This window comes from Vibrio sp. CCUG 15886 (assembly GCF_028570825.1).
GTDB lineage: Bacteria > Pseudomonadota > Gammaproteobacteria > Enterobacterales > Vibrionaceae > Vibrio > Vibrio vulnificus_B.
The window spans coordinates 1123473-1149463 of sequence record NZ_JAQQBT010000001.1 but is presented as its reverse complement, the minus strand read 5'-3'; the positions used below and the strand labels follow the sequence as shown (position 1 = coordinate 1149463).

General features: G+C 47.9%; 21 protein-coding genes and 1 pseudogene. 12 read left to right on the top strand and 10 right to left on the bottom strand.

Going from position 1 to position 25991, the window contains the following annotated elements:
- Positions 1-124: 124 nt before the first annotated feature.
- From PQQ36_RS04890 to PQQ36_RS04865, 6 genes are all read right to left on the bottom strand, one after another.
- Positions 125-1081, bottom strand: coding sequence for a GntR family transcriptional regulator (locus PQQ36_RS04890; protein WP_170937762.1), 957 nt, complete (start codon positions 1079-1081; stop codon positions 125-127).
- Between the two features lie 167 nt (positions 1082-1248).
- On the bottom strand, positions 1249-3246 hold the full coding sequence (gene fhuB, locus PQQ36_RS04885) for a Fe(3+)-hydroxamate ABC transporter permease FhuB (RefSeq protein ID WP_273660476.1): 1998 nt from the start codon (positions 3244-3246) through the stop codon (positions 1249-1251).
- A complete protein-coding gene (locus PQQ36_RS04880; RefSeq protein WP_094866764.1) occupies positions 3243-4139 on the bottom strand; it encodes an iron-siderophore ABC transporter substrate-binding protein in 897 nt (298 codons plus the stop codon). Before PQQ36_RS04880 ends, fhuB begins: the two co-directional genes overlap by 4 nt.
- Positions 4140-4156: 17 nt before the next feature.
- Complete coding sequence (locus PQQ36_RS04875) at positions 4157-4924, bottom strand: ABC transporter ATP-binding protein (RefSeq protein ID WP_017421422.1); 768 nt, start codon at positions 4922-4924, stop codon at positions 4157-4159.
- Positions 4925-5063: 139 nt separating this feature from the next.
- Complete coding sequence (locus PQQ36_RS04870; RefSeq protein WP_038940507.1) at positions 5064-5798, bottom strand: siderophore ferric iron reductase; 735 nt, start codon at positions 5796-5798, stop codon at positions 5064-5066.
- Between the two features lie 204 nt (positions 5799-6002).
- A complete protein-coding gene (locus tag PQQ36_RS04865) occupies positions 6003-6380 on the bottom strand; it encodes a hypothetical protein (protein WP_038940506.1) in 378 nt (125 codons plus the stop codon).
- A 311-nt stretch (positions 6381-6691) separates the two neighbouring features.
- Here PQQ36_RS04865 and PQQ36_RS04860 point away from each other — a divergent pair, with 311 nt between their 5' ends.
- Genes PQQ36_RS04860 through PQQ36_RS04840 form a run of 5 tightly spaced genes read left to right on the top strand, consistent with a single transcriptional unit; the run spans position 6692 to position 12304 of the window.
- The gene (locus tag PQQ36_RS04860) at positions 6692-7828 is read left to right on the top strand and encodes an efflux RND transporter periplasmic adaptor subunit (RefSeq protein WP_026050518.1); all 1137 of its coding nucleotides are present in this window, start codon (positions 6692-6694) and stop codon (positions 7826-7828) included.
- Complete coding sequence (locus tag PQQ36_RS04855; protein WP_039547641.1) at positions 7821-9092, top strand: TolC family protein; 1272 nt, start codon at positions 7821-7823, stop codon at positions 9090-9092. The genes PQQ36_RS04860 and PQQ36_RS04855 overlap by 8 nt, the downstream gene beginning before the upstream one ends.
- The gene (locus tag PQQ36_RS04850) at positions 9089-10303 is read left to right on the top strand and encodes an ABC transporter permease (RefSeq protein ID WP_273660467.1); all 1215 of its coding nucleotides are present in this window, start codon (positions 9089-9091) and stop codon (positions 10301-10303) included. Before PQQ36_RS04855 ends, PQQ36_RS04850 begins: the two co-directional genes overlap by 4 nt.
- 2 nt (positions 10304-10305) lie before the next feature.
- Positions 10306-11589 (top strand): ABC transporter permease, encoded by a 1284-nt coding sequence (locus PQQ36_RS04845; protein WP_080534016.1) that lies wholly within the window; start codon positions 10306-10308, stop codon positions 11587-11589.
- A gap of 22 nt (positions 11590-11611) precedes the next feature.
- A complete protein-coding gene (locus tag PQQ36_RS04840; protein WP_058666317.1) occupies positions 11612-12304 on the top strand; it encodes an ABC transporter ATP-binding protein in 693 nt (230 codons plus the stop codon).
- 39 nt (positions 12305-12343) lie between these two features.
- On the opposite strand, the gene PQQ36_RS04835 is transcribed toward PQQ36_RS04840, so the two are convergent.
- The gene (locus tag PQQ36_RS04835; RefSeq protein WP_038969147.1) at positions 12344-12958 is read right to left on the bottom strand and encodes a 3'-5' exonuclease; all 615 of its coding nucleotides are present in this window, start codon (positions 12956-12958) and stop codon (positions 12344-12346) included.
- Between the two features lie 367 nt (positions 12959-13325).
- Here PQQ36_RS04835 and PQQ36_RS04830 point away from each other — a divergent pair, with 367 nt between their 5' ends.
- The 4 genes and pseudogenes from PQQ36_RS04830 (at position 13326) to PQQ36_RS04815 (ending at position 18754) form a co-directional block, all read left to right on the top strand.
- Entirely contained in the window at positions 13326-13559 is a 234-nt protein-coding gene (locus tag PQQ36_RS04830) for a hypothetical protein (RefSeq protein ID WP_130248038.1), read from the top strand.
- 455 nt (positions 13560-14014) lie between these two features.
- Positions 14015-14137 (top strand): annotated as a pseudogene (locus PQQ36_RS04825) (IS630 family transposase); the annotation flags it as partial.
- A 496-nt stretch (positions 14138-14633) separates the two neighbouring features.
- Positions 14634-18404 (top strand): DNA replication protein, encoded by a 3771-nt coding sequence (locus PQQ36_RS04820; protein ID WP_263236839.1) that lies wholly within the window; start codon positions 14634-14636, stop codon positions 18402-18404.
- 140 nt (positions 18405-18544) lie between these two features.
- Positions 18545-18754: a hypothetical protein gene (locus tag PQQ36_RS04815; RefSeq protein ID WP_263236836.1), complete on the top strand. Its 210-nt coding sequence runs from the start codon at positions 18545-18547 to the stop codon at positions 18752-18754.
- A gap of 355 nt (positions 18755-19109) precedes the next feature.
- Here PQQ36_RS04815 and PQQ36_RS04810 read toward each other — a convergent pair whose 3' ends face one another.
- On the bottom strand, positions 19110-20159 hold the full coding sequence (locus PQQ36_RS04810) for a linear amide C-N hydrolase (RefSeq protein ID WP_176471406.1): 1050 nt from the start codon (positions 20157-20159) through the stop codon (positions 19110-19112).
- A gap of 82 nt (positions 20160-20241) precedes the next feature.
- On the opposite strand from PQQ36_RS04810, the gene PQQ36_RS04805 reads away from it, so the two are divergent.
- The 3 genes from PQQ36_RS04805 to PQQ36_RS04795 all read left to right on the top strand — a co-directional run bounded on the left by PQQ36_RS04805 (position 20242) and on the right by PQQ36_RS04795 (position 23657).
- Positions 20242-21243: a GGDEF domain-containing protein gene (locus PQQ36_RS04805; protein ID WP_038963315.1), complete on the top strand. Its 1002-nt coding sequence runs from the start codon at positions 20242-20244 to the stop codon at positions 21241-21243.
- A gap of 380 nt (positions 21244-21623) precedes the next feature.
- Positions 21624-22598 carry a DUF1852 domain-containing protein gene (locus tag PQQ36_RS04800; protein ID WP_263154932.1) on the top strand — a complete coding sequence of 325 codons (975 nt, stop codon included), beginning with the start codon at positions 21624-21626 and terminating at the stop codon, positions 22596-22598.
- A gap of 30 nt (positions 22599-22628) precedes the next feature.
- Positions 22629-23657: a methionine synthase gene (locus tag PQQ36_RS04795; RefSeq protein ID WP_103155192.1), complete on the top strand. Its 1029-nt coding sequence runs from the start codon at positions 22629-22631 to the stop codon at positions 23655-23657.
- Positions 23658-23822: 165 nt separating this feature from the next.
- Here PQQ36_RS04795 and PQQ36_RS04790 read toward each other — a convergent pair whose 3' ends face one another.
- Positions 23823-24830, bottom strand: coding sequence for a DUF2955 domain-containing protein (locus PQQ36_RS04790; RefSeq protein ID WP_017421440.1), 1008 nt, complete (start codon positions 24828-24830; stop codon positions 23823-23825).
- 8 nt (positions 24831-24838) lie between these two features.
- Positions 24839-25903: an HlyD family secretion protein gene (locus PQQ36_RS04785; RefSeq protein WP_038969142.1), complete on the bottom strand. Its 1065-nt coding sequence runs from the start codon at positions 25901-25903 to the stop codon at positions 24839-24841.
- Between the last annotated feature and the right edge of the window lie 88 nt (positions 25904-25991).

The following is a 25991-nucleotide window of genomic DNA, read 5'->3' as shown; positions in this document are numbered from 1 at the left end:
GCGAGTAGGGAGGGGCGAGTCTAGAGGAACTAGAAGGCGAGTCTCGTGTTAAGACATTATCCCCTCAGCTAAGCGACTTAAGCTGAGGGGCATGCAGGTTTAAGTTGGCGCACGACCAAACGAGTTAAATGTCGGTGTTGGCGATGCTGTTGACCAGCTTTTCCCGCTCCGACAGAGAGAGATGGATAACATTGCTGTAGGTGCGCTGCATGACGCGAATATCATTTTCTAGCAGCTGAGTGAGTTTTTTTGCCGCCTCTTTGTTTTTGCTCTCAAGCACCAGATCGAGGATCTCAATCCGGCGTTGGCAAGATTTAATGACCGACGATTGGATGTGCATAGAGACGAGGTCGGTGGCTTTGCGCATGCGATTATGCTGCTGCATATTGCCCAGTAAAAAACGGTTGCCTGAACAGGCGGCGAGCAGCTCATGAAAGTCCGCGCTTAGGTTGAACAAATCGCTGGCGTTGACGGTGTCTGGCTGTTGAATCGCTTGCAGATGGCGCTCGCGACACTGCTGTAACGCATTGAGATCGGCTGACCAACTTGGCTCGAGCAAGCCTGCGGGTTCGAAAATCAGGCGACATCGGTAGCTTTCGGTGTGCCTTTCCAGCGTATTGAGAACGCCGTCGAGGTGCCACTTATAGCCGGGGCTTCGGCGCAAAATGCCATCATTTTCGAGCAAGCGGAGTACGCTTTGTATCTCGCCTCGATTGGCGTTATAGCGCTCTTGAAGCTCCTTTTCTGAAAACGCCGCGGCGATCTCCCCAAAGAAGAGATCCATCAGCAACCTAAGATACAGTTTCTCCTGACGAGATGCTTTATTGTCGGCATTCTCGTTGGTTTGAATGGAGTGAGCATCGATCTGCAACGTGAATCCCTTATTGGGCACAGCTTTAGCGATGCCTAAGGCAGACATGTAGCTGAGTACGGCGCGCATCGGAGTTCTCGATACTTGGAACTGGTTGGCCAATGACGATTCATTCAGGCTGGCGCCGATTTTTGCGTCGTCGGCTTTGAGCTTGCTGACCACTTGATTGAACAAATCTTGCTGAAGTTTGGTGATGGGGGCTTTTTCCATGAGTGACATAGGCTTAGTGTTTTCTCCACATGGTAAACACAAATTTATCTTATTGCTATTTATTGCTTTTTAGTCCCCAAAATACAATTTAAAAAGTCACGCTACAGTGACCGTAGAAGGCGAACGTTAAGCCTTCTACGGTGAGCGATTTTTTCATTTGAGGAAGATTAACGCCTCATCAGATAAAGGAAGTAGCCACCTCCAATCAAAGAGGCCAAGAGACCAGCGGGGAATTGCCATGGGAACCAAAGGGTTCGCCCAATCCAGTCCGCCGAGACCATAATGGTCGCCCCCAATAGTGCTGCGGTGAGCATTTGTGGTCTTGCTTGGTATTGATGCAGTGAGCGCGCCATATGCGGAGCCAATAGGCCAACAAAGCTTAGTGGGCCAATCACAATGGTGCACAACGTAGTGAGTGCGGCCACCAGTAGTAACAGCACCAACCTGACCAGCGTGGCGTTCATGCCGATGCTGTTGGCGGTGATTTCTCCTAGGCCGATTAACGCTATCCAGCGGCTTAGTGACAAGGCGATGCCACCCACCAAAGCTACGCCAATGGCGAGCAACACAACGTCACTGCTGGCCACTAAGTAGGTGGAACCCGACAACCAAGTGAGCAGAGCGGAGGCATTGTCGTGTCCTGAGCTCATGGCGACTCTGAGCAGGGCATCCAAACCGGCGCTTAAGGCAATGCCGGTCAACAAGGTTTGTGTCGGAGCGAAGTGATGCTTTCTACCCATGAACCACACCACTGCTGCCACCGAGACCGCACCCAGCGTACCCAACAACATTTGCTGCTCTCTACCCACGGCAATACCAAATAGCGAACCGAGTACAAGGGCGAGCGCCGCGCCAGAGCTGATCCCCAATACTTCTGGGCTAGCCATGGGGTTGCCGGAGATGCGCTGGATAATGGTGCCAGCAAAGGCCAGCCCTATCCCGGCGATCAGCGCAACCAGCAGACGTGGTGCACGCAGCTCAAAGAGCGATTGAGTGAGGCCAAAGCTCCAGCCAAATTGGTTTTTACCCAACAAGAGCGCGAACAGAGAAACGATGGAAAGCACCAATGTCAGCGCGGTTAGCACGTATCGAGCGTTAACCCGTTTATAGTGTTCGATGTGTTCAGAGCGTGCTTTCAGATCGGACTGGAGTTTACTTCGTTGCAATAGCCACAACAAAAATGGTGCACCGATTAAGGCCGTCATGGCGCCGGTAGGTAGCAGTTCCCCCCCCACGCCAGAGAAAGGTTGGATCAGCAAATCGACGATAAGCAGAATCGCGCTGCCAATCACGCCGCTGGTAAGAATTTGCTTCGCCAGCGTTCGAGCGCCAAGCATTCTCGCCATAGCGGGCGCAACGATGCCGACAAACCCTATCAAACCGACTTCGCTGACCACCGCAGCAGTAATGAAGATGGCGAATGATAAGCACAACAGTTTAATTTGCTTGATGTTAACGCCTAACGAAGTGGCGACATGGTCACCAAACTGCAGTGCCGACAATGGCCGTTGCAGCAGCAAAAGCAACATCGTCGGGATCAAAACCAAAGGCAACAGCATGTGCGTGCTCGACCAGTCATTTTGGTTGAGCACACCCGCTCCCCACACAAAAATGCTGGTCAGGCGCTGCTCATTGAGCATCAAGAGCATGGTGTTGAGTGAGCCCAAAAACAAACTCACTACCATGCCCGCAAGCACCATGTGTAACGGCGAAAACCCTCTAGCCGCGCTCAAGACAAACACCAGCCCAGTGGCTAGGCAACCGCCGATAAACGCGGGTACAAACCCAGGTATCGCCAAGTTTACTGGGAGCAATAAAATCCCCAGTACCATCCCCAGTTCAGCGCCCGCTGCGACGCCTAATGTGGTTGGTGAGGCAATCGGGTTACGTAACACAAACTGCATCACACACCCAGCAACCGCCAAAGCAAACCCGCAAATAATGGCAACGCTCAGCCTCGGCAAATAGGTTAAATGCGTAATGAGATGCTGATAATTCGACGCATCAAAATGGAAGAGGGTGTTCCAAATCAGGCCAATACCTTGGGAATAGGGCGCGGTGAGTTGCAGCAGTAAACCAATAAGTAAAACCGCCGCGATCAATAACGCTGCGGTTTTAAAAGGAAATCGCCCTTTGGCCGGGGCTGAGATGTCTAAGGTATTCATTTGGGCTGGGTGAGTTGTCCAGTCATGTGGTCACTCAATCGTTGCGCGGCCAGCAATCCACCAAAGGTCCAAATGGCAGGAAGTTCGTAAACAGAATCGGTGCGGCTAAATTCCATGGCTTGCCAAAGCGGAGACTGCGTCAGCTGCTGGCGTTCTTCCTGGCTCAAAGGGCCAAAAATCATCACATTTGCTTTTTGATGTTCCGCCAGTTTTTCTGTTCCGGTGGTGGTGAAACCCCAAAGATTGGTGGGTTCCTGCCAATCGTTTTTGAGCCCCATCGCATTGAGGGTGTCTTGAGCCAAAGAGCCTTCACTGTGAATACGCAGGGTTTTGTCGTTAATAAAACGAGCAAACAGTAGGGGCTTGTCGGCTTTTCCGGCTGAGGTAATTTTTGCCCCGTTGGTCGCAAGGCGCTGGTCAGTTTGCGCAATCACTTGCTCCGCTTGCTGCTCTTTATCGAACAGCTTGCCGAGTGAGCGAGTAATGCGTTTGGCCGATTCCAACGGTTGCTTTTCTTCGCTGTAGACGCTGTAAACCAGAACCGGCGCAATCTTACTGAGTGGCTCATAAGCGGCCGCGAGATGCTTGCTGATTAAGATCACATCGGGCTGGATGTTGCTCAGTAGCTCTAAGTTAGGCTCTCGGCGTGAACCGACATCAATCGCATCGGCGTTTAGATGGGGTTCGGCCACCCATTGTTGGTAGCCGCTAATGTTTGCCACGCCTTCAAGTTCAACGCCTAAGCTGAGTACGGTTTCGGTGAGCACCCAATCGAGTGCCACCACTTTCTTTGGCGTGGTTTCAAAAGAAGCGGTGCCCATTTCATGGGGGATGTCGAGAGCATAGCTGTTGAATGCCAAGGCTGCAGAGAGCATCAAGATGATTTTTTTCACAACAGATTCCTTCTGATTTAAGGGATGTAACTGATCGGTTTGCCCGTTTTGGGGTGAGCGAATAACGCGAGCTCCATACCATAGATTTTCATCAATGTTTCTGGCGTCATTAACGCTTGAGGGGCGCCTTCTGCAATCACTTTTCCGGAGTGGAGAGCAACAAGGTGATCGCTAAACTTGGCCGCCATATTGACGTCGTGTAGCACCATGATCACCGTTAAGCCCATGGATTGATTGAGCTCGCGGATCAACGCTAACAGCTCATGTTGATGCGCCACATCCAAGGCGGAAGTCGGTTCGTCGAGCAAAATGCACTGACTTTGCTGCGCGAGCAGCATCGCGACCCAAGCGCGTTGTCGTTCCCCGCCGGACAAGGTGGCAACGAAGCGTTGAGCGAACGCCGTTAAGCCCACTTTCTCAATGGCTTCATCGACAATCGCATAGTCTTCTTTGCCATAACGACCAAAGGCCCCTTTCCACGGATAGCGCCCAAAGCAAACTAGCTCACGAACCGTCACTCCGTCTGTGATGGGGGGATGTTGGGGAAGGTAGGCCACTTGATGGGCAAACGCTAAGCTGGTGAGCGAAGCGATTGGCTGCTGGTTAAACAGAACTTGCCCCTGCGTTGGCGCGTTTTGCCGACTCAGCAATTTAATTAAGGTCGATTTACCACACCCATTGTGACCAAGCAGTGTAGTGACTTTCCCCGATGCAAACGTGAGATTGGTCGGAGAGAGGATCACCTTATCGTCGATTTCGAACGACGCATCGACAAGTTGATACATAAGCGAAATAGGAAGTTAGTTATTGGCTACTAGCCGTTCACTTTAGCATGTGGAAATTGCAATGAGAATTATTTTCACAATCAATCTCTCTATCATTGGATATGTAACGCACCGTTGATGCGGATGATCGCGCTTCACGTTATTCGCGTTTGTTATCTGGATGTCTCGGGCAGTCACGACACAGCTTTCGCCCTTGGCATTTGTAGACTAAACAGCAACTGGTGCGCACCAAGCAAAGCTGTCGTGATGTTTCATCGTAGCGAAGAGAGTGGATAAGCTTTTCAGGCAACTGGCAGGCTGCAAGCCACAGCCGCGCGTGTTCAAGGAAATAGTCGCCCGAAAGGGCGGGATAAAACTGGCTAAGTTTCACCAAACAGCCGAATACGCCATCCGCAAACAAGTGTTGGGTAAAACCGGGGCGGATGCGGGTCCAGAGACTCATCTCTTGGCGGAAGTAGTCGAAGAGCGCGCAGAGTTCTTTGCCTGCATGGGCAATCAATTCTTGCTCGCTGCCTTGACGATATTCATCGTCGTCAAATTGATAGCCACTGACGAACCGTGGTTGAACGTGTTGGCCTATGGATGAAAGCTTTGGCAACCCTTGGCAAGAGTAGATGGCAATAAACGCCACATACAGCGGTTGCCAGCAGAGCAGCGTCCAAGTGCGCGTCAGCCAATAGGCCGCCCCAGCTTCGGGATGCGCGAGTTTGAGGCTTTCATACAGCGCGCGGATAGGCTCGGAACTCGCGTGATCGATATGGATAAACCCATGCTCGGCGCAGACTTCTGGCGGCGGTTTGATCGCGCCATGCAGATAAGGGGTGACGTGTTGTGAGTGTTCGAACAGATGCTCAAAAAACGAATGGCCACTCATGTTGTTGTGCTTATGCCGTGAAAGGGTGAGGCAAGAATAAAGAAACTGTGTTGTTATTACAATTGATTCTCATTTAAATAATTAATTGGGATGTCTGATGCGAAACAGCCAACCTTTGACGACAAAAAAGCGCTAGCCACGCAAGGGGGCTAACGCTTTCAATCAAGCTTGAGCACGATGAACCATCATGCACTGCGTGTTGAGTTATTCGTCAATTTCGCAATCGGTGCAGCTTTGCAGTGCGATTTCGTGTTCGAAAACCACCACCTCTTTGCCATCGGCGAGTAGCTCAGCGATTTCATCCGCGACTTCTTGCTCGTCTTCTGCTTCCACTTGGTCTGCCAGTTCTTCGTCTGAATAGCCGTAGAAGTTCAGCAATAAGTAGTCACGCGCTTCTTCTTTTGTGCACGTTACGTTCACAGAAAGATCCGCTTCAACGTTTTCTTGCGCGATGATTTCAGCCATTTGAGCAATAACATCTTCTTTCATTGCTGCCGTTAACCAACCCAGATCCGTGCTTACTGTGGTCTTTTTGCAGTCAAAACAAGGAAGTTGATGAAAGTAGTATTGAAAATCAGTCATAGGTCATTTCTTCTTTGAGTGTTGATAGCAAGATTATGCGTGTTTTTTGACAAATTACTATCTCAATCAATGTGGGAGGGGATATTACCGATGTCGATCGGCCAAGCTGAATGTTGCTACTGCGTCCATAACTTGCTTTTTTATCCGAAGTTACAATGAATTTCGTGATTTTTCTGCATAAGTTTTTGTCAATTCCCTCTGACATAGCAATACCAAATCTGACAATGTCCAGACATTAAAGCCGATATGATTCCTGTAACTTTGTGTATGAGGTGTAGTCATTCGACTACCTAATAATGGCTGGAATCATAATGACGAAACGTTGGCTTGTCTCTGCTGTGAGCGTAGCGCTGCTCGGCGGTGGTGCGTATTTCTATCTGCAATCTTCGGCGGAGCCGGACGCTTTTCCTACGCTTGTGGTGACAACGGGCACCATTGAAAAACAGGCGGTGGCGGTCGGCAAAATTGTTCCAGCGCATTCTGTGTCAATTAAGTCACAAATTGATGGTATCGTCGGGGAAATTTACGCGAAAGTGGGTGAAAAGGTCACGCAAGGTCAACCGCTGATCAAAGTGCGCCCAAACCCGACCCCTCAAGCCCTGACGGATGCCTCGGCGGCGTTAATGCGCAGCGAAGCTGATCTCGAATCCGCCAAGCAGAAACTCACCAACCTAGAAAGTTTGGTGAAGCAAAATATCATCCCGAAAAACTACGATGAGTATGTCAGTGCGCGCTCGACGGTCAAATCCGCCCAAGCGGATGTGCTGCAAAAACGGCAAAATCTCGAACTGATCCGCAGTGGTGAAGCCTCAATTGGTGATGCGCGCTTAACCTCTACGATCTACGCGCCCATTGATGGTACGGTGCTCAATCAAAAAGTGGAAGTTGGCGAGCCGATCATTTCCACGCAATCGAGTCAGGCCGCGACGGAAATGATGTCGTTAGCCGACATGAACAATTTGATCTTTAAAGGCAGCGTCAGTGAGCATGATGCGGCGCAGCTCTCCCCTGGGATGCCCGTTATGCTCACCGTTGCTCCCTATCCAGATGTGGCGATTTCTGGTGTGCTCACCAAAGTGGCGATTCAATCAGAGAATCTTAACTCGCCAGAAGGTAATGCCTCTGCCAAGAGTTTTGATAACGGTTTTGAAGTTGAAGTAGGGCAGCTCAACATTCCAAGCGAAGTCCTGTTGCGCTCGGGGTTCTCGTCTACGGCGAAAATCACGCTGAAGAAATCTGAAAACGTCTTAACGCTGCCAGAGCGCGCATTGCAGTTTGAAGGCGATGCGCCTCATGTGCTGATCCCAGATAGCTCCGAACAAGGTTTCCACGCGCAGCCTGTGCAGTTGGGGCTCTCTGATGGCATTCACGTTGAAGTGCTGGATGGCGTGGCTTTGGATGAAGAAATCATCGACAACAGCATGATGATGGGAGGCGCGCATGGTTAACAAGCACCTATCGAAAATCGGCTTGGCCGTGCTGGCGGCGACGCTGAGTTTGCCCAGCCATGCCATCTCCATTGAACAAGCCTGGCAGCAGGCTAAGCAAAACGATCCGAATTACGAAAAAGCCAAGATTGGCGTGCAACTGGGCCAAGCGGGCGTGGACAGCAGCCGCAGTGCGTTGTTGCCGGATCTCAGCGCCAGCGCCTCACTCAATTGGAGTGAATCGGCTGACAGCTCCAACAGTTATGGTGCGACCTTATCGCAAACCATTTGGGACAGCAGTTTGTGGTCGAGCTTAGATCAAGCAAAAGCCAACTACCTGAAATCGGAGCTGGAATTGTCTCAAGCGCACAATGAACTCGCGCAGAAACTGCTCGCTGCCTATTTGGATCTCGCCAGTGCGCAAGGCGACTTGGTGTTGGCGCAAACCAAGCTGGATGAGGGCAATAAACTGTTGCAAATCATCGAGAAACGTTATCAAGCAGGTAAGGTCAAATCGGTGGATGTGGAAGAGATGCGCGCGACGCAAGTCTCTGAGCAAGCGACGATTCTCAATGCCCAAGCGGATCTTGAAGTGAAAAGAGCGGAACTGGCGGCGCTGATCAACCAAGTGCCAGAGAGCGTGGATCAAATTCGCACCGACACTCTGATTCAACCGCCGATGCTGGTGACCTCTCAGGCGCAGTGGCTCAAGTTAGCCAAAGACAGCAGCCCAGAGCTGCTGGTGGCGGCGCAAATGGTCAAAGCCAGTGAGTTCGCAAAGCAGTCCGCCAAAGGGGGCTATTACCCGACCCTCAGAGGCAGTGTGGGTTACAGCGATGGTGATCAACGCTCCAACGGCGAGTTTAATGCGGGCCTGACGTTGAGTGTGCCGATTGATCTCAACGGCTCGGTGAGGAGCAAAGTTGATGAAGCGTCGTTGAACATTTTGAGCGCCAAACAAGAGATGCGCCGAGTCGAAATCGACATCCAAAAGCGCGTGATTCAGCAATTTACTCAGGTTGAGATCAACTGGAACCAAGTGTTGATTGCCAACGAGCTGGTGGCCTCTCGCGGCAACGTATTGGCCAGCAAAGAGAAACTCTATGATGCAGGTTTGTTGGAAGTCTCCGATGTGATCAGCGCGCACAACAGCTTGTTTGAGGCCAAACACAGCCTGCAAACCAATTTGTACAACTACTGGCGCCAGCGAATCGCGTTGCTGCAAACCGCGGGTAAGCTCGATGACGATATCATGGCCCTCATCTCCCGAGCTTTTCATTCATGAGCGCGTTATTGCAACAAACATGGCAAACGTTGATGGCGCACCGCATGAAAAGCGTGTTGGCCATGATTGCCATTGCTTGGGGGGTGATCTCCGTGGTGGTGCTGATCGCCCTCGGTGAGGGATTTTATCGCCACCAAACTCAGCAGTTGTCGTTTCTGGTGAACAACGTGCAAGTCGCTTTTCCATCCAGCACCAGCAAGCCGTGGCATGGCCTTCCTTCGCGACGCCAAGTTCAGCTCTCGCAAGATCACGTCGATATGATCACACAATCGGGCTTTGTGAAAGCGGCCTCAAGTGTGTACGCCAAATCGGACGCCAGAGTCACCAATCAGCGCGGGCAAAACTTGATGAGTAACGTCAGCGGGATAGATTCCTCTTACTTGTCTCTATTGCAACTCAAATTGATGCCCGGCTCTCGCCATTTGTCGCCCAGCGATATTCGCAACCATAGCCGTGTGGCTGTGCTGGGGAATCAAATCGCGCAAATGGGAGGAATCCAAATCGGTGACACGCTCAACGTGAATGGCATTCCTTTTTTGATCATTGGCATCACCGCCAGTGAGGATATGGGCATTTCATTTGGTGAAAGCCGCAGCGTACTTATTCCGCAAACCACCTTCCGCGATTTGTGGAATGCCAAACCGGAGATGATCATGCTCAAGCCGATGGATGGCATGGATGGCGCGTCATTTCGACAAGCGATTGTTCAATTTTACGCTAAACAACTGCATTTTGACCCGAGCGACAAAGAGGCGATCAACTTGCCCGATTTCAGCGAAGGCGCAGCACTGATCACCGCGATTTTTCGTGGCATTCAGATCTTCCTTGGTGCAAGTGGTGCCATGACCATGGCGGTGGGCGCCTTGGGAGTGGCCAACATCATGTTTCTTTCAGTGACGGAACGTACGCGAGAAATTGGGGTGCGTTTGGCCATTGGCGCGACGCAAAAATCGATACTCGGCCAGTTTATTCTGGAAGGATTGTTCTTAGTGGCGGTGGGGACGGCGCTTGGATTGCTGGTGGCCTATTTGATGGTGGGGTTACTGAACTCTATCGCGCTACCTGATTGGTTAGGCTTTCCGGTGATAACGGGCGATTCCATTGTCTGGTCTTTGCTTGTGACCTTGATTCTGGCGCTGTTGGCGTCGTATTTCCCCGCAAGACGAGCTTCACGCCTCACGCCCGTGATTGCGTTAAGTGCGAGGGCGTAACCATGCTGCTACCGATGAGACAAATCTTTCAAGAAATGGCCGCAGAGAAGCTGCGACTGGGCTTGACCATTCTTGCCGTGGCATGGGCAACGCTGTGTATTGCGGCGATGTTGGCGGTGGGGGAAGGCATTCGCCAGGGCGTGTTGAGAACCGCGCAAAATGGCAATGGCAACCTGATTTATTTAACGGGCGGGATGGCCAGTATCGATCACGGCGCATTCCATCAAGGCAAATTTCTGACTCTGAAAATCGAGGATGTGGGTGTGGTTCAAGCCTTGCCAGAGGTGAAAAGCGTTGCGCCAACCGCGCGATGGAATGAGCCGATTACCGTGGGTGACCGCGGTTCATGGCAACAGCCGTTAGCCGTGACTACCGAATTCGCCGCAATGACCAAACTTGCGCCTAGAGAGGGTGGCCGCTGGTTCAATCCACTCGATCAAAAACAGATGCGCAAAGTGGTGGTGCTGGGTTACTCCTTGGCGGCGGATCTGTTCAACCCTGTGGAAGATTTCAGTTGGTTCGCACCGGTGACCTTACAAGTCGACCCTGTCGGCCAAAAAGTCAAAATTGGCAGTGAAGAGTTCACCGTGATTGGGGTGTTGAAAAAGAACAGTGCCGAGATCGAACAAGGCGATTTGATCAACTACTCAAGCTTTGTCCCGCTGGCGACTTGGAAGCGATTCCATGCCAATGGCGAGATTGGCGGCATTAATGTCGAGCCACAAGCACACGCCAACCGCATTCAACTGGCGCAGACCATTCGCCAAGTGATTGCACGCAAACACGGCGCGAGCGTCAGTGATGAGCAAGTGGTGCAAGTGGATGACATGTTCCTCAAACAAAAAAGCATGCAGCAGTTCTTGATTGGCCTGCAAAGCTTCCTTGGCATTATTGGTTTCGTCACCCTAGCGGTGGCGGGTGTCGGCATTGCCAACGTGATGTACGCCACGGTGAAGCGCTCGACGCGAGACATTGGCGTGCGCATGGCCGTTGGTGCCACGCCCACCGCGATTCGTTTGCATTATTTGGTGCAATCGTTAATGACCATGATGCTCGGCGGTGTTCTGGGCTTGAGCGTGACGTACGCGCTGGTTTCGGCCATCAGCGCCATCAATCTCGATGGCAACGTCTTTTATGAAGATCTTGGCAAGCCTGTGCCGGAGTTGTCATGGATGGTGGTGACGATTGTGATCGCCACCTTGGTGATCATCGGTGTGGCCTCGGCTTGGTTGCCAGCCAACCGAGCGGCCAAAGTGAGCCCATTGGAGGCGTTACAAAGTGAATAATAAGCAAGATTGTGGAGAGAAAATGTCGAACACGCCGCTGGTTGAACTGACCAACATCTGCAAATTTTACGCCAGTGGCGAGGCGGAAGTGCGTGCGCTAGACGGCGTTGACCTCACCATTCACCAAGGCGAGTTTTTGTCCATTTTGGGGCCGTCGGGCTCTGGCAAATCAACGCTAATGAACATGCTCGGCTGCCTCGACAAACCCACCGAGGGCGAATATCAACTCGGTGGCCAGAACGTTGCGAGTTTAAGTGCCAACGAGCTGGCAAGTATTCGCAATCAGAAGATCGGTTTTGTCTTTCAAAGCTTCAACCTGCTGGAATACGCTACTGCGCTAGATAACGTGGCCTTGCCGCTGGTGTACTCTGGCATCAAAGCCAAAGAGCGCCGCCAGCGCGCGGCCAAATTGTTAGAGCAGGTGGGGCTGGGGGATAGGCTAGACCACAAACCAAACCAGCTTTCCGGCGGCCAAAAACAGAGGGTGGCGATTGCCAGAGCCTTGGTGAACGATCCGCAAATCATTCTTGCCGATGAACCGACCGGCGCGCTGGATTCGAAATCGGGCGCGGAGATTGAAGCGCTGTTTAATCAACTCCACGCCGAAGGCAGAACGCTCATCATTGTGACGCACGACAACGCTTTAGCCGAGCGCACCAAACGCATCATCACCATTAAAGATGGCAAGGTAATCTCAGACAGAGCGCCGAGTTAGCGCCGGGATCTCGGAAAGGAAAGCTTGAATCGCCGCGCGTTATGCGCGGCTTTTTGCCAGTAGCTGAGCCACTTTGCCTTTGGTGGTTTTACTCACGGTTTGCATAAATTGAAAGCTTGGGTTGGCGATACCTGAGTGCTGTAACTCTTCCACCATCAGTAGCCACAATCTGGCCGTCATTTGAGCATCGGCTAACGCTCGGTGAAATACGCCGTCGTTGTCGATGTTTTTATAACGAACCAACTCACCAAGCTTGTGTGACGGCGCGTCTTGGATCAGCCGCCTTGCCACTAATAAAGAACACGCGAACTCGCCAGAATAGCCACAGTTGATTCGCTCCAGCTCTGCATCCAGAAAGCGTTTATCGAATGAGGCGTTGTGCGCAATCAGGTTTTCACCCGCGATAAACTCACTAAACGATGCCATCACCTCATCGCAACTGGGCGCGCTGCGCAGCATGTTGTTGGTGATGCCTGTGTAGCTTTCAATAAAGGAACTGACCCGAAAGCCAGGGTTCATCAACTGCTGGAACGTCTCCACCACCTCGCCATTCACCAGTTTTACCGCACCAATTTCTATCGCGCGATCCCCCAAGTTCGGTGAGAGACCAGTGGTTTCAAAGTCGAGTACGACAACGGAATTGGCTTGAGGCATCAGGATTTCCAACTAAACAATAACGCGCAGAGTATCTGCGAAAGTGGTGAAAAAGGGAAGAAGGGGGGCGAAGCAAAGGGATTGGTAAATTGGAATTGGCCCATTATTGGTTGGACATGTTACTCGTTCACCCCCTGTTCACGGGTTGTTGCAATACTAAAAGTTATCGATTCTTCCCATGCTGTTCGCTGTTAATCCCCAAGATGTATTATGGGGGTAAATTCCACGGAACTATCAGCCTTCCTCACTCTAGGCTATCCACGAACGTAGTTCGCCAGTGTTTGAACATGGTGAGTGAAAGTATTGAACTTTAATTTTAATTGCTGTAACGTGACAAGCATCACTTTAACTAAAAGGATTGTGTGATATGCGAGATGGTTCGATTGAGACGGTGTATGTTGGTTACTATTCAGATGGCACAAAAGAATATGATGTGTTTAAGAATACTCAAATTAATTATTTCACACCAAAAAAAACAGGGATATCTATTCCTATTCCTGGCTTTTCGAGCTACCACACAAGTGACGGACAGCCCTTACAATTAGTTGGAGATGATCTTGTTCTCGCAAATGGCGATATCTTAACTCTAGTTGAACTATGAAGTATTAATAGTTAAGGGGGCTTTAAAGCCCCTTAATTTTACAGATGGCTCTGGCGTACTTTAGCAGTTTTGAATTGGTGCGTATGTCGTCTGGGGCTGCGATTTCTTGCAATGCGATTCCCGCTAGTATTTCTTGCGGTGTTACTAAATAACTGTTCCTAAATGTAGAACACTGGTCTGTTGAAAGAAGGGAACTCGGTACCGTTTGAGCAATAGCAAACTGACAGCAGCAACGGCACCGAGTCACATCACTTGTCGTCATTCTCGCGCACGCGGGGATCCATTCATCCGCGCCTACCGTATGAAGCGTTTACAGGTACACTTACCGCAAAATAGAGCAAACCGTCAACACAGCAGTAACACCGAGTCAAGGCAGTTGTTGTACGATGGATCCCCGCGTGCGCGAGGATGACAAGCGAAGAGACGAGTTGAACGAAGTTAGTAGCAAAACGTTAACGGAAACACGGAATCATCAATGCAAAGCAATGTGGCAACTTTTAAAGCGGGTTCGATACTTTATGGATAACGTTTCACCATTTCCCAGCGGTGGTCATGGGCGACAAAAAAGTGAAGCATAATTAGGAACAGTTATTTAGTTCGAATGGCCATCTTATTTTTATTTTTTAACCTACCGAAGAAGCGTGTCCTTTGTTAGAGCCACCGTCAACTACGCTACTGAATAAAGACATGTAGTGATTAACTAAAACTGGCCACGTATATAGAGTATTTCCATACTTTTGGTCACGCGTGCAGAGTCACGACTGACGCCGTTGATAACACGAATTTGCCCCAAAACTGTTTAGCTCAAAATTCCTGACCACTTTCTCATGTCATTTCTTGACCTACTTTTGTTAATGGCAGATTATGAGTCTAGTTGAGCACTTACTACCATACAGACATGTTCTGCAATTTGTGAGTGTAAGGAAGAATAAGACTGATAGAACAGTATGTTGCTGGCGTTGTGTCTTTATTTTCTGAGAATATTATAAAGACAATGTCTGCTGAAACGCACTGTTATAGGGCATTCAGATCCAGCTACCTAATTTTTAGAATTTATGTTCACACAGAGGGATTATGGGAAGTCAAAACCAAATAAAATCTAAGTTGCTTGAAATGGAAGGCGGAAAATTTCAAAGACTCTGTGATGATTGGCTGTATAGAAAGGGGTATGAAAATATAAACCCTATTGGAATGATGAATACAACTGACCGAGTTGTTAAAGGTACGCCAGACTGTCTGTTTATGCAGAAGAATGGAAAGTATATTTTTTCGGAATATACCGTTCAACAGGAGCGTCTAGCCAATAAACTAAAAGATGACATTGAAAAGTGCTTTGATGAAAATAAAACAAGCATTCCTGTAAATGAAATCAGTGAAATAATCATATGTTATTTGGGTAAACTTACTACGGAAGAAATCAACGAACTCAGAACCTTTTGCTACGAAAGAGGAGTAATGTTGACTCTCAATGGTCTTGATTCAATTTCATTGAGCATTAAAAATTCTTACCCAGTCCTATCAGAAGAGTATTTAGATTTACCATTAGATACTGGTCAGTTGTTGAGTATTGATGATTTTATTGAAAGATATGGTAGAAGCAATTTTACAACGTCTATCGACAATGAGTTGCTATTCTGTGATGACTTGCTAAGTAATGCAGTCAGCACTCTGAATTCTTCTAATTTTCTACTTGTATCAGGTGCAGCCGGGTTAGGAAAAACATTATTTTCAGTAAATTTGGCAAAACAAGTCCAACAAGAAAACAACAACACAAATGTTGTTTGTCTTTTTGATAAAGGTGCAGACCTAATAAGGGATATAACCGCATGCTTTAGCGAACCAGGGGATTATCTTATTTTTGTCGACGATGCAAACAGACTAGACAATCGACTTGACTACATACTTCACTATCTAAATGAAAAAGATGAAAGCCGGACTTTTCGAATTATCGCTACAGTACGAGATTATGCACGAGAATCCGTTATAGAAAAGGTTAGTAAATATACCGAACTTCATGAGCAAGTCATTACCCCGTTAACTGATGAGCAGATTAAAGAGTTGTCTGAAACATTATTTGGAATTAAAAATGGGGAGTACCAAAAAAGAATACAAGAAATATCCTGCGGCAATCCACGACTGGCTGTAATGGCATCAAAAGTTGCTATAGAAACAAATAAAATACAGTCTATCCAAAATGTTACTTCCTTATATAGCGATTACTTTGGGGAGAACGAGAATGTAAAACTTGTGCTTGACGATGAGCGGTTGGTTGTTGCGGCTTGCGCTATTTCTTTCTTTAGAAAAATTGACAAACTTAATGAACAGCAAATGGGTATGGTGGAAAATTCCTTCGGGATACAGGCTGAGGAATTTTGGGAAATTGTTGATATCTTACATAAAAACGAAATAGTCGATTTGTATGAAAGCGAAGTAGTGAAGATATCTGACCAAGTCCTATCTACGTACCTTTTTTATATAACTGTATTTGAAAAGAAGATAATACCATTCTCATTAATCGTTAAATATTTTTATCCTGACTACACAAGAACTATTGTTGATTCACTAAACCCTATCATTAGTGCCTTTGACCAAAGGAAAGTTGTTGCTGGCATTAGGAGTGAGGTTAAAGATATATTTGAAAAATATTCTGAAAGCGAGAGTGTCGATAAATCGATAGAGTTTTTGAGCACTTTTTGGTTTGCCCTGCCAACAGAGGCTTTGGTTTTTTCATCAAAGGTTATTAGCGGAATGCCGGACGTTGATATTGATTGGAAAGGTGAAAATTATGAGGAGGCTAAGAACGAGGCAGATAAATCATCTTTAATCAGTTTGTTAACAAGTTTTAGGTATTATGATGAGCAAGAATTTAAAATGTCCTTTGAATTGCTGCTTAAATATCTTGCTAAAAGTAAGGCATCCCTTGGCTTTGTAATACGAGTGCTGTCTGAATGTTACAATTTTAAGCCTAATGATTGTCGATACGGCTATTATGCACAATCGTTCATTGTAGATAAGTTGATAGAACAACTGGATAAAGGGGAAAACTACTTATTCAGTCGACTTTTTATTTTAACGGCTAGTTATCTGCTAAAAGTTGAGCACACAGAGCATCAGTGGTCTCGCGGTGATGCAATAAGCATAATAACTTTTAGGCTATATCCTGATGAATACCTACTCGCTTTAAGAGATAAGATTATCTCAAACCTATCTTTTCTCATGGATAAAGATGAGTTGCAACCTTTCGTTATTGATGTAATTAGTGAGTACATAGGCAGAGCAAGATATGAGGGAGCGGATATGGCTGATGCTGACCTTCCTCTTTTTGAACGATATTTTGTTAAAAAGCTAGATAAGGATAATTTGTCTCACTGCATGATGATGCAAGACTATTGTGAGCACCTTGAATCTTTGGAGTTGAACTATCCAAAGGAATGGAAAGAAGAATTCTTTAATGAAACGCTTAAACTTTCACACTTACTTCTTGAAGACAGGCATGAGTGGCGCATGCTTAAAATGGGGTATGAGGAATACAATCAATACCGTCATCAGAGTTTAGTTGAGCATTTTGCAGGAATTTCGATAACAGATTTCATTGACTTCATTGATAGGTGTAAAGAATTGAATAATGCCCTGTCGGGTAGAGATAGGGATTACTCATTAAAAAACGGAATCGAAATGAGTCTTCACGCTATGGCTGAGTCAGTGCCTGACCTCTTTCCTGAAATTGTATTGAGGTATATGGATTATGATGACTATTTTGAAGTAAATCCTCATTTCTTAGTTACAGACCTGTTTAAGTCTCAATCTAGTAGTGACGTTTTTTCGCTGTTAAATAGCAAAGAATATCGGTGGAAGAAGTTATGGCTATCTACTTATTTTGCATTATTGCCAGAGGAGTCCATTGCCGATGATGACGCTCGCTTATTAATAGAGCACATTGGCAACACGCCAAGTAACGAATTGCGTGGTTGGCTAGATTACTTGGATAAGTATAAGAGCATTGACGATGCTATTTATAGCAAAGTAGTCAGAATTCTAACTGATAAATCCCATGAAGATGCTAACTATGCAAGATCACTAGGACACCTATTTAGTAGTCACTCCAGCATATTTGGCAACTGGTTTGAAGCATTTGAGCCAGATGAGGAACTGGTTTTTGATGCATACCTAGCCGCCTACAGTCTAGAGCATTGCTGGGATTATTCTGGCGACGCTTTAAAACTTCTTTTAGACAGACGGTTTGAGTTTTTATATAAATTGATCGATCAAATATATGAAAATGAAAGATGGCCTGATTTACACACAAATATGCCAGAGTTAAAGTTTTTGTGGGAAAGAGAGGGCTACATCGAAGAAGTTGAAGAATACGCGAGATATCTTCAGAGTAAAGATGAACACTCTTTCAGGTATAGAGAAAATATATTTAGTAAATTATTCACTAAAGAAAAAGGGAAAACTGAATCGGAAGATATGAATCAGAAAAAACATAATTTTTTCCGCAATGCCGTCAAGAAAAATGCTTCGGATATTAAATTTACGTGTTTTTTATTTCAATCTGCACAATATCTTAGTGAAGAATTCAGGCGGGAACTGTTAGGTCTATTTCTTAGTGAAAATACTAAATTTGAGGACTTTCAAACGCTAGATTGCGAACTAACTACTTGGTTATGGTCGGGAAGTCGAGTTCCCATCTTGGAGGGTGAAAGGAATTTTCTTGAAAGTTTGCTGCCACTTTTTAACTCCATTCAGTTTCTTGAGCATAAATTCTATGTGGAGAAACAAATTGAGGGTAAATTGAAATCTATTGAATATGAAAAGAAGAGAGATTATATGGAAAGCAGATAGCTTGATATGTAGTGAAAGAACACTGCCCTATAACAAGTTGCTGCACACGGATAAATTACTTGCTGCCCTCCCAACTTACCGGTGAGCAAGGCGTTAGGTGTCAAATTATTGAAAGTGAAGACAAATAATTTGAGGTGCAAATGAAATTAGTATCAAAAGCGTTAGTTGAGAGCTTATATAGTGATATGGGTTTAGTTGTACTTGATCTAGATGACTGTACAAGATGGTCAATGATAGATCGCCCTTACCACAATATAAATGGCGCAGAGGTTCAGGTATATAGCGATGGTCGCAAGTTTTATGTCTGTTTCAACGGTGGCTCAGAACGATTTGCTGTTGATGAAATATAGTGAATAAACAAACCACATCGTTGGCAACATCTCTCACACTTAACAAGCACTCACGGAATCAACATAATTTTCCTAATCTGACAGAAGCGTTTTAGAACACTATCACTAACTCACTTCTGTCCAAAACCAACTCCCCCCACCACAACCCACTCCTAACGGTGATCAAGTCAATCCAAATCACAGACATGGTGATGAAAGCTGCCGCCTTCCAAGTCTTTGTTTTTATACTATTTGTGTTTACTCCCCAGATAAACTTGGGCGTCGACAAACCGCTTCACCAAATCGCCGTTGAGTTGCCTTTTTCCTCAGTCGATTCCCCCGCAGATGTTATCTGCGAGGGAGACGCAAAGGAAAACTAGCTGAACGGGTTGTCACAAGTGACAAGGTGGTCAGTCACGTCGCCTGCTTTTATCGGGCAAGCTGATTTGGTTGATTTTTCTTTTTGCAGCAACAAGCGTCGACATGTCGTGAGTTCGGGAGAAAAGTGCAGTGACAGTGTGTTCATACTCACGGTGCTGGACAGGGAGTAAATCTTCTTGTGGTGATCGGCAAGGTTCGTCCAAATCGTGTAGGAGGCTTTCTCCGCGTGATACGGGTTAAAGTGTACAGGTACTGAGCAAGCGGCCACCATTGATTTCGCTTGATACACCGCTTCACGCCGTTTTTGGGCGGGTTGAGCAAAGGTAAAGTAATAACTGGCGCGCTCAAAGCGTTGTGTCGCGCTATTGCCTCCAGGTGCGGAGTACACCGGGTGCTCAACGGGAGCGTTCGGTCTTTGGCCCCAAATGTACTGCCAATAGGCCGTTAACAATCGTTGAGTCTCGTAGTCCGGCTGATTGGTGACTACGGTATCATGACGGCTCTCATACAGCTCAAAGCAACCGTTGCGCACTTCGATCACGCCTGAATTGCCTTCGGCATCGGAAAGAGCAAGGTGAAGATGCGATTGAGTGTCAGAGGTATCGGGTAAAAGTTCCGAGACAATCGTAATGTCTTGAGTCGCAAAATACTGAATAGCCTGCTGCACGTTAGCGAACTGGTCGAGTACAAACTGGACCCAGCGATTGGCGCTGAGGAAGTGACCTTTACCGTCAGTAGGTCCATAGCTGACATGGGAATCGTATAAGCCATTGACTGCCAGCCCCGCTTCATTTAATCCGTCGACGGCGGCATAGCCCTTTTTGTTGCTACCCATGACAGTGGTTAAACTGGCGTATTTAGATGTCCACTGCAGTACCTGCTGTGGTGCGATGTGAAGTTCCGCCGCTGACTCGGCGCTCAGACCACGGTTTACGGTACCCTTGGGAAACGCATAGAAGTAAGTATTGACGGGCCAATACCAGTCCATATTGCGTGCTGTCACTGGAAATTTATCGTTTAAGTTGTTGAATATACGTGTGCACATATACATTGATGCCCTTGTTATCAATAAGTTGATCAGGTTATCATCTTTGATGTTTTTATACATTGAATCCATGGATGGAAATATGAACATAAATGAGCTCGGCGGCAGCTTAGCACTGCGCCTCAAAGTGCTCAAAGGCATGAGCCTCGGGATAGGAAGCTTAGCTTTCTTGATGGCAATTGGTAACTATGTTGTTAGTCAGAGCTATATCTTTGGCACGTTGGAAGGCTTGTACGCGCTTTACTCTTGGCACGTTTATCGTCAAATTGATCGGGGTAATGTATTCAACGGTCACAAGTACATTATGTCACTGTGTATTACGCTGCTCGTTATTATTGGTACTTTCCTAAAGCCAACGGTCTACGGTGTCTTTTTTTGGTCACTGGTTTTGCCTATCGTTTACTATTTGTTGCTGGGTTACAAAGTCGGTTTTGTTGCGAGTGTGTGTTTGTTTCTGATTCAGATCGTCAATATTACTTATCAGTTTTACCTAGAACAGTACTTTGATATGTTTACGATGATGATCAATTTCTCCTTTTGTTATTTCAGTATTTCTGCAATCGCGCATGTGTATGAGTTCAACCGCGAGTCAACGGAAAACAAGTTAAGTAAGTTGGCCACGCTTGATCCGCTGACTGGCACCAATAACCGCCTCGCTCTGAAACATCGTTACCAAGCGCTGAAAACTCAAGGTTTACCCTTCTTTTTATTGGTCTTAGATATCGATCACTTTAAAGCGATCAATGATGAATACGGTCATGACGGAGGAGACAGTGTTCTTCAGTCTGTGGTGAAAACAATGGCCCATGTAGTGGGAGAGGAAAATGTGTTCCGCCAGGGGGGAGAGGAGTTCTGTATTCTGTTGGCGGGTGTTTCTCAGCAGCATGCGCTTAAGAGTGCGGAGACTATACGTCAAGCCATTGGTTGTACGCCTGTTCATTATCGCGAGGGGGGGATCTCAGTGACGGTCAGTATTGGTTTGGCTGAAGCGCATGCGTCGAGCTGCGTCGATGAAATCAATCGCCAAGCGGATGCCAATCTTTATGATGCAAAATCCCAAGGGCGCAACAGAGTGGTTGCGTAACGCCTTGTAAATTGGTCTGCTGTTCTTTGATTGGATAGCGCGCACATTGAGCTCGCTAAGGACTATAAGAACAGATAAAACCTCATCTTTCATCTTTCATCTTTCATGTTGTTGGCGGCTGGTAGGCACTGTTCCTACCTCCGCTCATTCTTAAACCATGAATTTCCTTCATGTTCAATGTGAAACAATACCAATATTCTTCAAGTCGCGAAGCAAGTATAAAAACCGGACTGCTCTGGTGCTTGCCAAGGTGAGTGCGTTTTTGTGTCAAAGACGAAACGCAGCGCAAACTGGCGATTGGGAAAACCAAAAAACACAACCACCCCATGCCCAGAGAGGAAAAGTCAGCGTTATCTAAGGAAATAGGAGACCCACTCAGCATGAACAACGATTTCACTTTTGCGATCAAACGCATTCGCTTTGACGAGAACTACCAGCCCTCGGACAACACGCGTATCACCACCAACTTTGCTAACTTGGCTCGTGGTCAGCGCCGTCAAGAGAACCTGCGCAATGCGCTTCGCATGATCGACAACCGTTTTAACGCCATGGCGAGTTGGGACAACCCAACCGGCGATCGTTACTCAGTGGAGTTGGACATCATCTCCGTGGATATCGATATTCAAGCCAGTGGCGACGCTTTTCCCTCGATTGAAGTGCTCAAAACCAACATCCTTGACCGCAAAACCAATGAGCGCATTGAAGGCATTGTCGGCAACAACTTCTCTTCTTATGTGCGTGATTATGACTTCAGCGTGCTGTTGCTCGATCACAACAAAAATCAGCCTCAGTTCAGCATTCCAGCGAATTTTGGTGAGCTGCACGGCAAGCTGTTTAAGGCGTTTGTCAGCTCGGCTGAGTATCAACAGCATTTCAAAAAACGGCCAGTGATCTGCCTGAGCGTGTCGGACAACAAGATCTACCGCCGCACGGAAAACCAGCATCCGGTGTTAGGGTGTGAGTATCTGCCCAACGACTCGTCGCTCACAGAGCAATACTTCCAGAAAATGGGCTTGCAGGTGCGCTACTTTATGCCGCCAAACAGCGTTGCGCCGCTGGCGTTTTATTTCTTTGGAGACTTGCTGAACGATTACTCGAACCTTGAGCTCATCAGTACCATCAGCACCATGGAAACGTTCCAAAAAATCTACCGCCCAGAGATTTACAACGCCAATGCCGTGGCAGGGCAACGCTACCAACCAAATTTGAAGAACCTTGACCACTCGTTAACTCAAATCGTCTACGACCGAGAAGAGCGCAGCCAATTGGCCATTGAACAAGGTCGCTTTGCCGAAGCGCATTTCATCAAACCGTACCAATCGCTCCTTGAGCAATGGTCGGCCAATTACGCGTAAGCAATCAGCACAATCGAGAAGGGAATGACGATGAAAACACTATTACCTACTTCCACCGCGGGCAGCCTACCGAAACCGTCATGGCTGGCTGAGCCGGAAACACTGTGGTCGCCATGGAAGCTGCAAGGCGATGAACTGATTGATGGCAAACGCGATGCGCTGCGCCTCGCTTTGCACGAGCAAGAGCTGGCGGGCGTGGATATTGTCAGTGACGGTGAACAGACTCGCCAACACTTTGTGACGACCTTTATTGAGCACCTGAGTGGGGTGGATTTTGAAAACCGCAAAACGGTGACCATTCGTAACCGTTATGAGGCAAGTGTGCCGACGGTCGTGGGGCCGGTGAGCCGCACTAAGCCAGTGTTTGTGGACGATGCCAAATACTTGCGCCAGCAAACCAAGCAGCCGATCAAGTGGGCGCTGCCGGGGCCGATGACGATGATCGATACGCTCTATGATGATTACTACGGCAGCCGTGAAAAACTGGCGTGGGAGTTCGCTAAAATCCTTAACCAAGAAGCGAAAGAGCTTGAAGCGGCGGGTGTCGACATCATCCAATTTGATGAACCCGCGTTTAACGTCTTTTTTGATGATGTCAACGACTGGGGCATCGCTTGTTTGGAGCGCGCTATCGAAGGGCTGAAATGCGAAACGGCAGTACACATCTGTTATGGCTACGGCATCAAAGCCAACACCGATTGGAAGAAAACGCTCGGTTCTGAGTGGCGACAATACGAAGAAGTGTTCCCGAAACTGCGGAAATCCAACATCGACATTATCTCACTGGAGTGCCACAACTCGCGTGTGCCGATTGAGCTGCTTGAGTTGATCCGCGGTAAGAAAGTGATGGTCGGCGCGATTGATGTCGCCACCAACGAGATAGAAACGCCAGAAGAAGTGGCCAACACCTTGCGTGAAGCGCTGAAATACGTTGATGCAGATAAACTCTACCCATGCACCAATTGCGGCATGGCGCCACTTGCTCGTGATGTTTCCACCGCTAAGCTCAACGCCTTAGCCGCCGGCGCTGCGATAGTGCGAAAAGAGCTGGCTGGCTGATTTACTGGCGAATATCCGGCTGAGACTTGTGCAACGAACGTGAACTTCCGAAGAGCGATGACAGCGAGTCGCTCTTTGTTCTCGTCTTGCTTAGTGGTGAGCGTGTTTTTTTCGACCACGTTGCCAGTGGCTTTTTCTCTTCTTCTTCTTCCTCTTCCTGTTTCTCTATACATTCTGAATTTCAGGATGCTTGAATAGCAACGCGCGAATTCCATGATGCACTACCCACATCAACATCGCCGTGGCGGTGACGGCGACAAAGATAGAACTAAAGCGATACAAAATCGAAAAGAACGCGTCTTTGCCTTCTGGGACGATAGCGGTAAGTGGCACCGCTAATGCCGACATAGCAGAAAACGCGAGTGCACTTTTGATCGGACCTTTGCTGAACCAATGACAAAACGGCCCCATCGCAATAGTTAAAGCAAGCCAAAATAGCAGGCCGTGGCCGTACCAACTTCCCAACATTAACTGCACAGCCAAGCCCGCAAGGCAGCCAAGCGCGGTGCCAATGACGCGAACTTTTGCGGCCGCCATAGAGCCCGCTAACGTCATGGGTGTCAGAATGATGATGATCGACGATTGCGCTGAGAGCGAGTCATAAAGATCGGCAAACTGAAACAGCAAAAAGGCACTCATGGCGACAACCCAGCCCATCGCCACCTGACTGATGTAGTCCATATCGCTTTTGACGGGGGTGGTCATGGTGTTGTTCCTCTGAGTGGTGTTCTGTTCAGGGAACAGCCAATAGGCGAATGCGCAAATGGCAATGTTCGCGAGGGAAATGACCCACAAGTTGAGGTTAAAATCTTCGATATCGATGAAATCGTAGCTGGCAAAGTTGAGCACGATCGAGCCAACTAATAACCCCATATAGCCAAACAAGTAAGTGTTGGGGTTCATCATGGCGATGCACTTGAGTAAGAAAAACAGCCCCACTGCCACCGTCATGAGCACGGGGTGGAACTGCAAGTACTCAAGCAAAAACGTCGCCTGTAACGTTGTCCAGATGGCGGAGAACACCACGAGCAGTAGGCGAGAAAGCTGAAACTGATCTGCACGGCTCAAAATAAACAGTGGCAGCATGATGGCAAAAAAACCATAAGACCAACCAAAGAGCATGCTCAGGGCAAGGCCGCAAGCGCAGCCAAACCAAATTCGTTTTGTTTTCATGCCGTCCCTTAGTAAAGGTAGTGGAAGAAGCTCGCAAGTTGAATTTGCCCTGTGGCTAACCAGCGCCAAAGGGTATTTTCTTTCGGGTAAAGCACCACGGTAGCGCGAGAACCTACAAACAGCGCGGGTGGCATGGCGTCCTCAACGGCGAGGTTGACTCGTGTTCTCTGCGCGTCACGTACCCAGCGGTTGTTGATTTCTACGCTGGTTAATGATCCGTTAGGCTTTTGCTGCGCCGCAGCAACGCCGTAATCCCGGCTAGATATGGAGAAATCGAACACTTGGCCTGGGTAGGCATCAAAGGCAACCATAGCGCGGTAGTGTGAGTTGATATTGGCGACTGATTTTTCACGAAAATCCCCTGTCACCCAAAGTGACCCTGTCGGGACAAAAGTGAGCAAAGGCATGTTACTGCTTGCCATGGTACCAATGTCTAGCTGCATGTTAGTGACGACGCCATCGCTGGGGGCGAGCACTTGAGTGTTGGCCAAATCTAACTGCGCTTTTTCAATACCATTTTGCGCCACGCGCACAGAGGTGCTCTGCCCTGGGCCATCACCAAGCTGGGTATCAATCACTTTTAGGCTCTGTTGCTCGGCTTTTAAGTTAGCGCGGGCAACCTGGTTTTGTGCAAAGGCGTTGTCGAGGCTAGATTGTGAAATCACCTGTTGTGTGGAGAGCTTTTGTAAGCGTAAGTATTCACGATGGGCGTTGTCATAAGTCGCTTGTGCACGTGCGATATTGGCCAATGCCGCCTCACGTTGTGAGTAGAGCGTGGCTTCTTGCTCAAGTGCTGATTGCAACGCGAGCTGCGCTTGCTCTAAGGCGATTTGATATTTACGTGGATCAATCTCAAACAACACGTCTCCTTGATGAACGAGCTGATTGTTTCTCACCATTACTTGCGTCACTTTCCCCGAAACTTCTGGAGAGACTTGCACCACGTATCCTTGGACGCGTCCTTCTGTGGTCATTGGCACGCGTTGGTCAGCGACAATGATGTACAAAAATAGCACAATGAACAGGACAATCAGTGTACGCATCCACAAGCGGAATTTATGGTCAGCAGTCATGATACCTACCTAAATAAGAGTAAAGATGCAGGATTATAGAGAAGAGCGCGGTTGTGCAGTAGAATGCAAATAAAGACACTAATGCGCT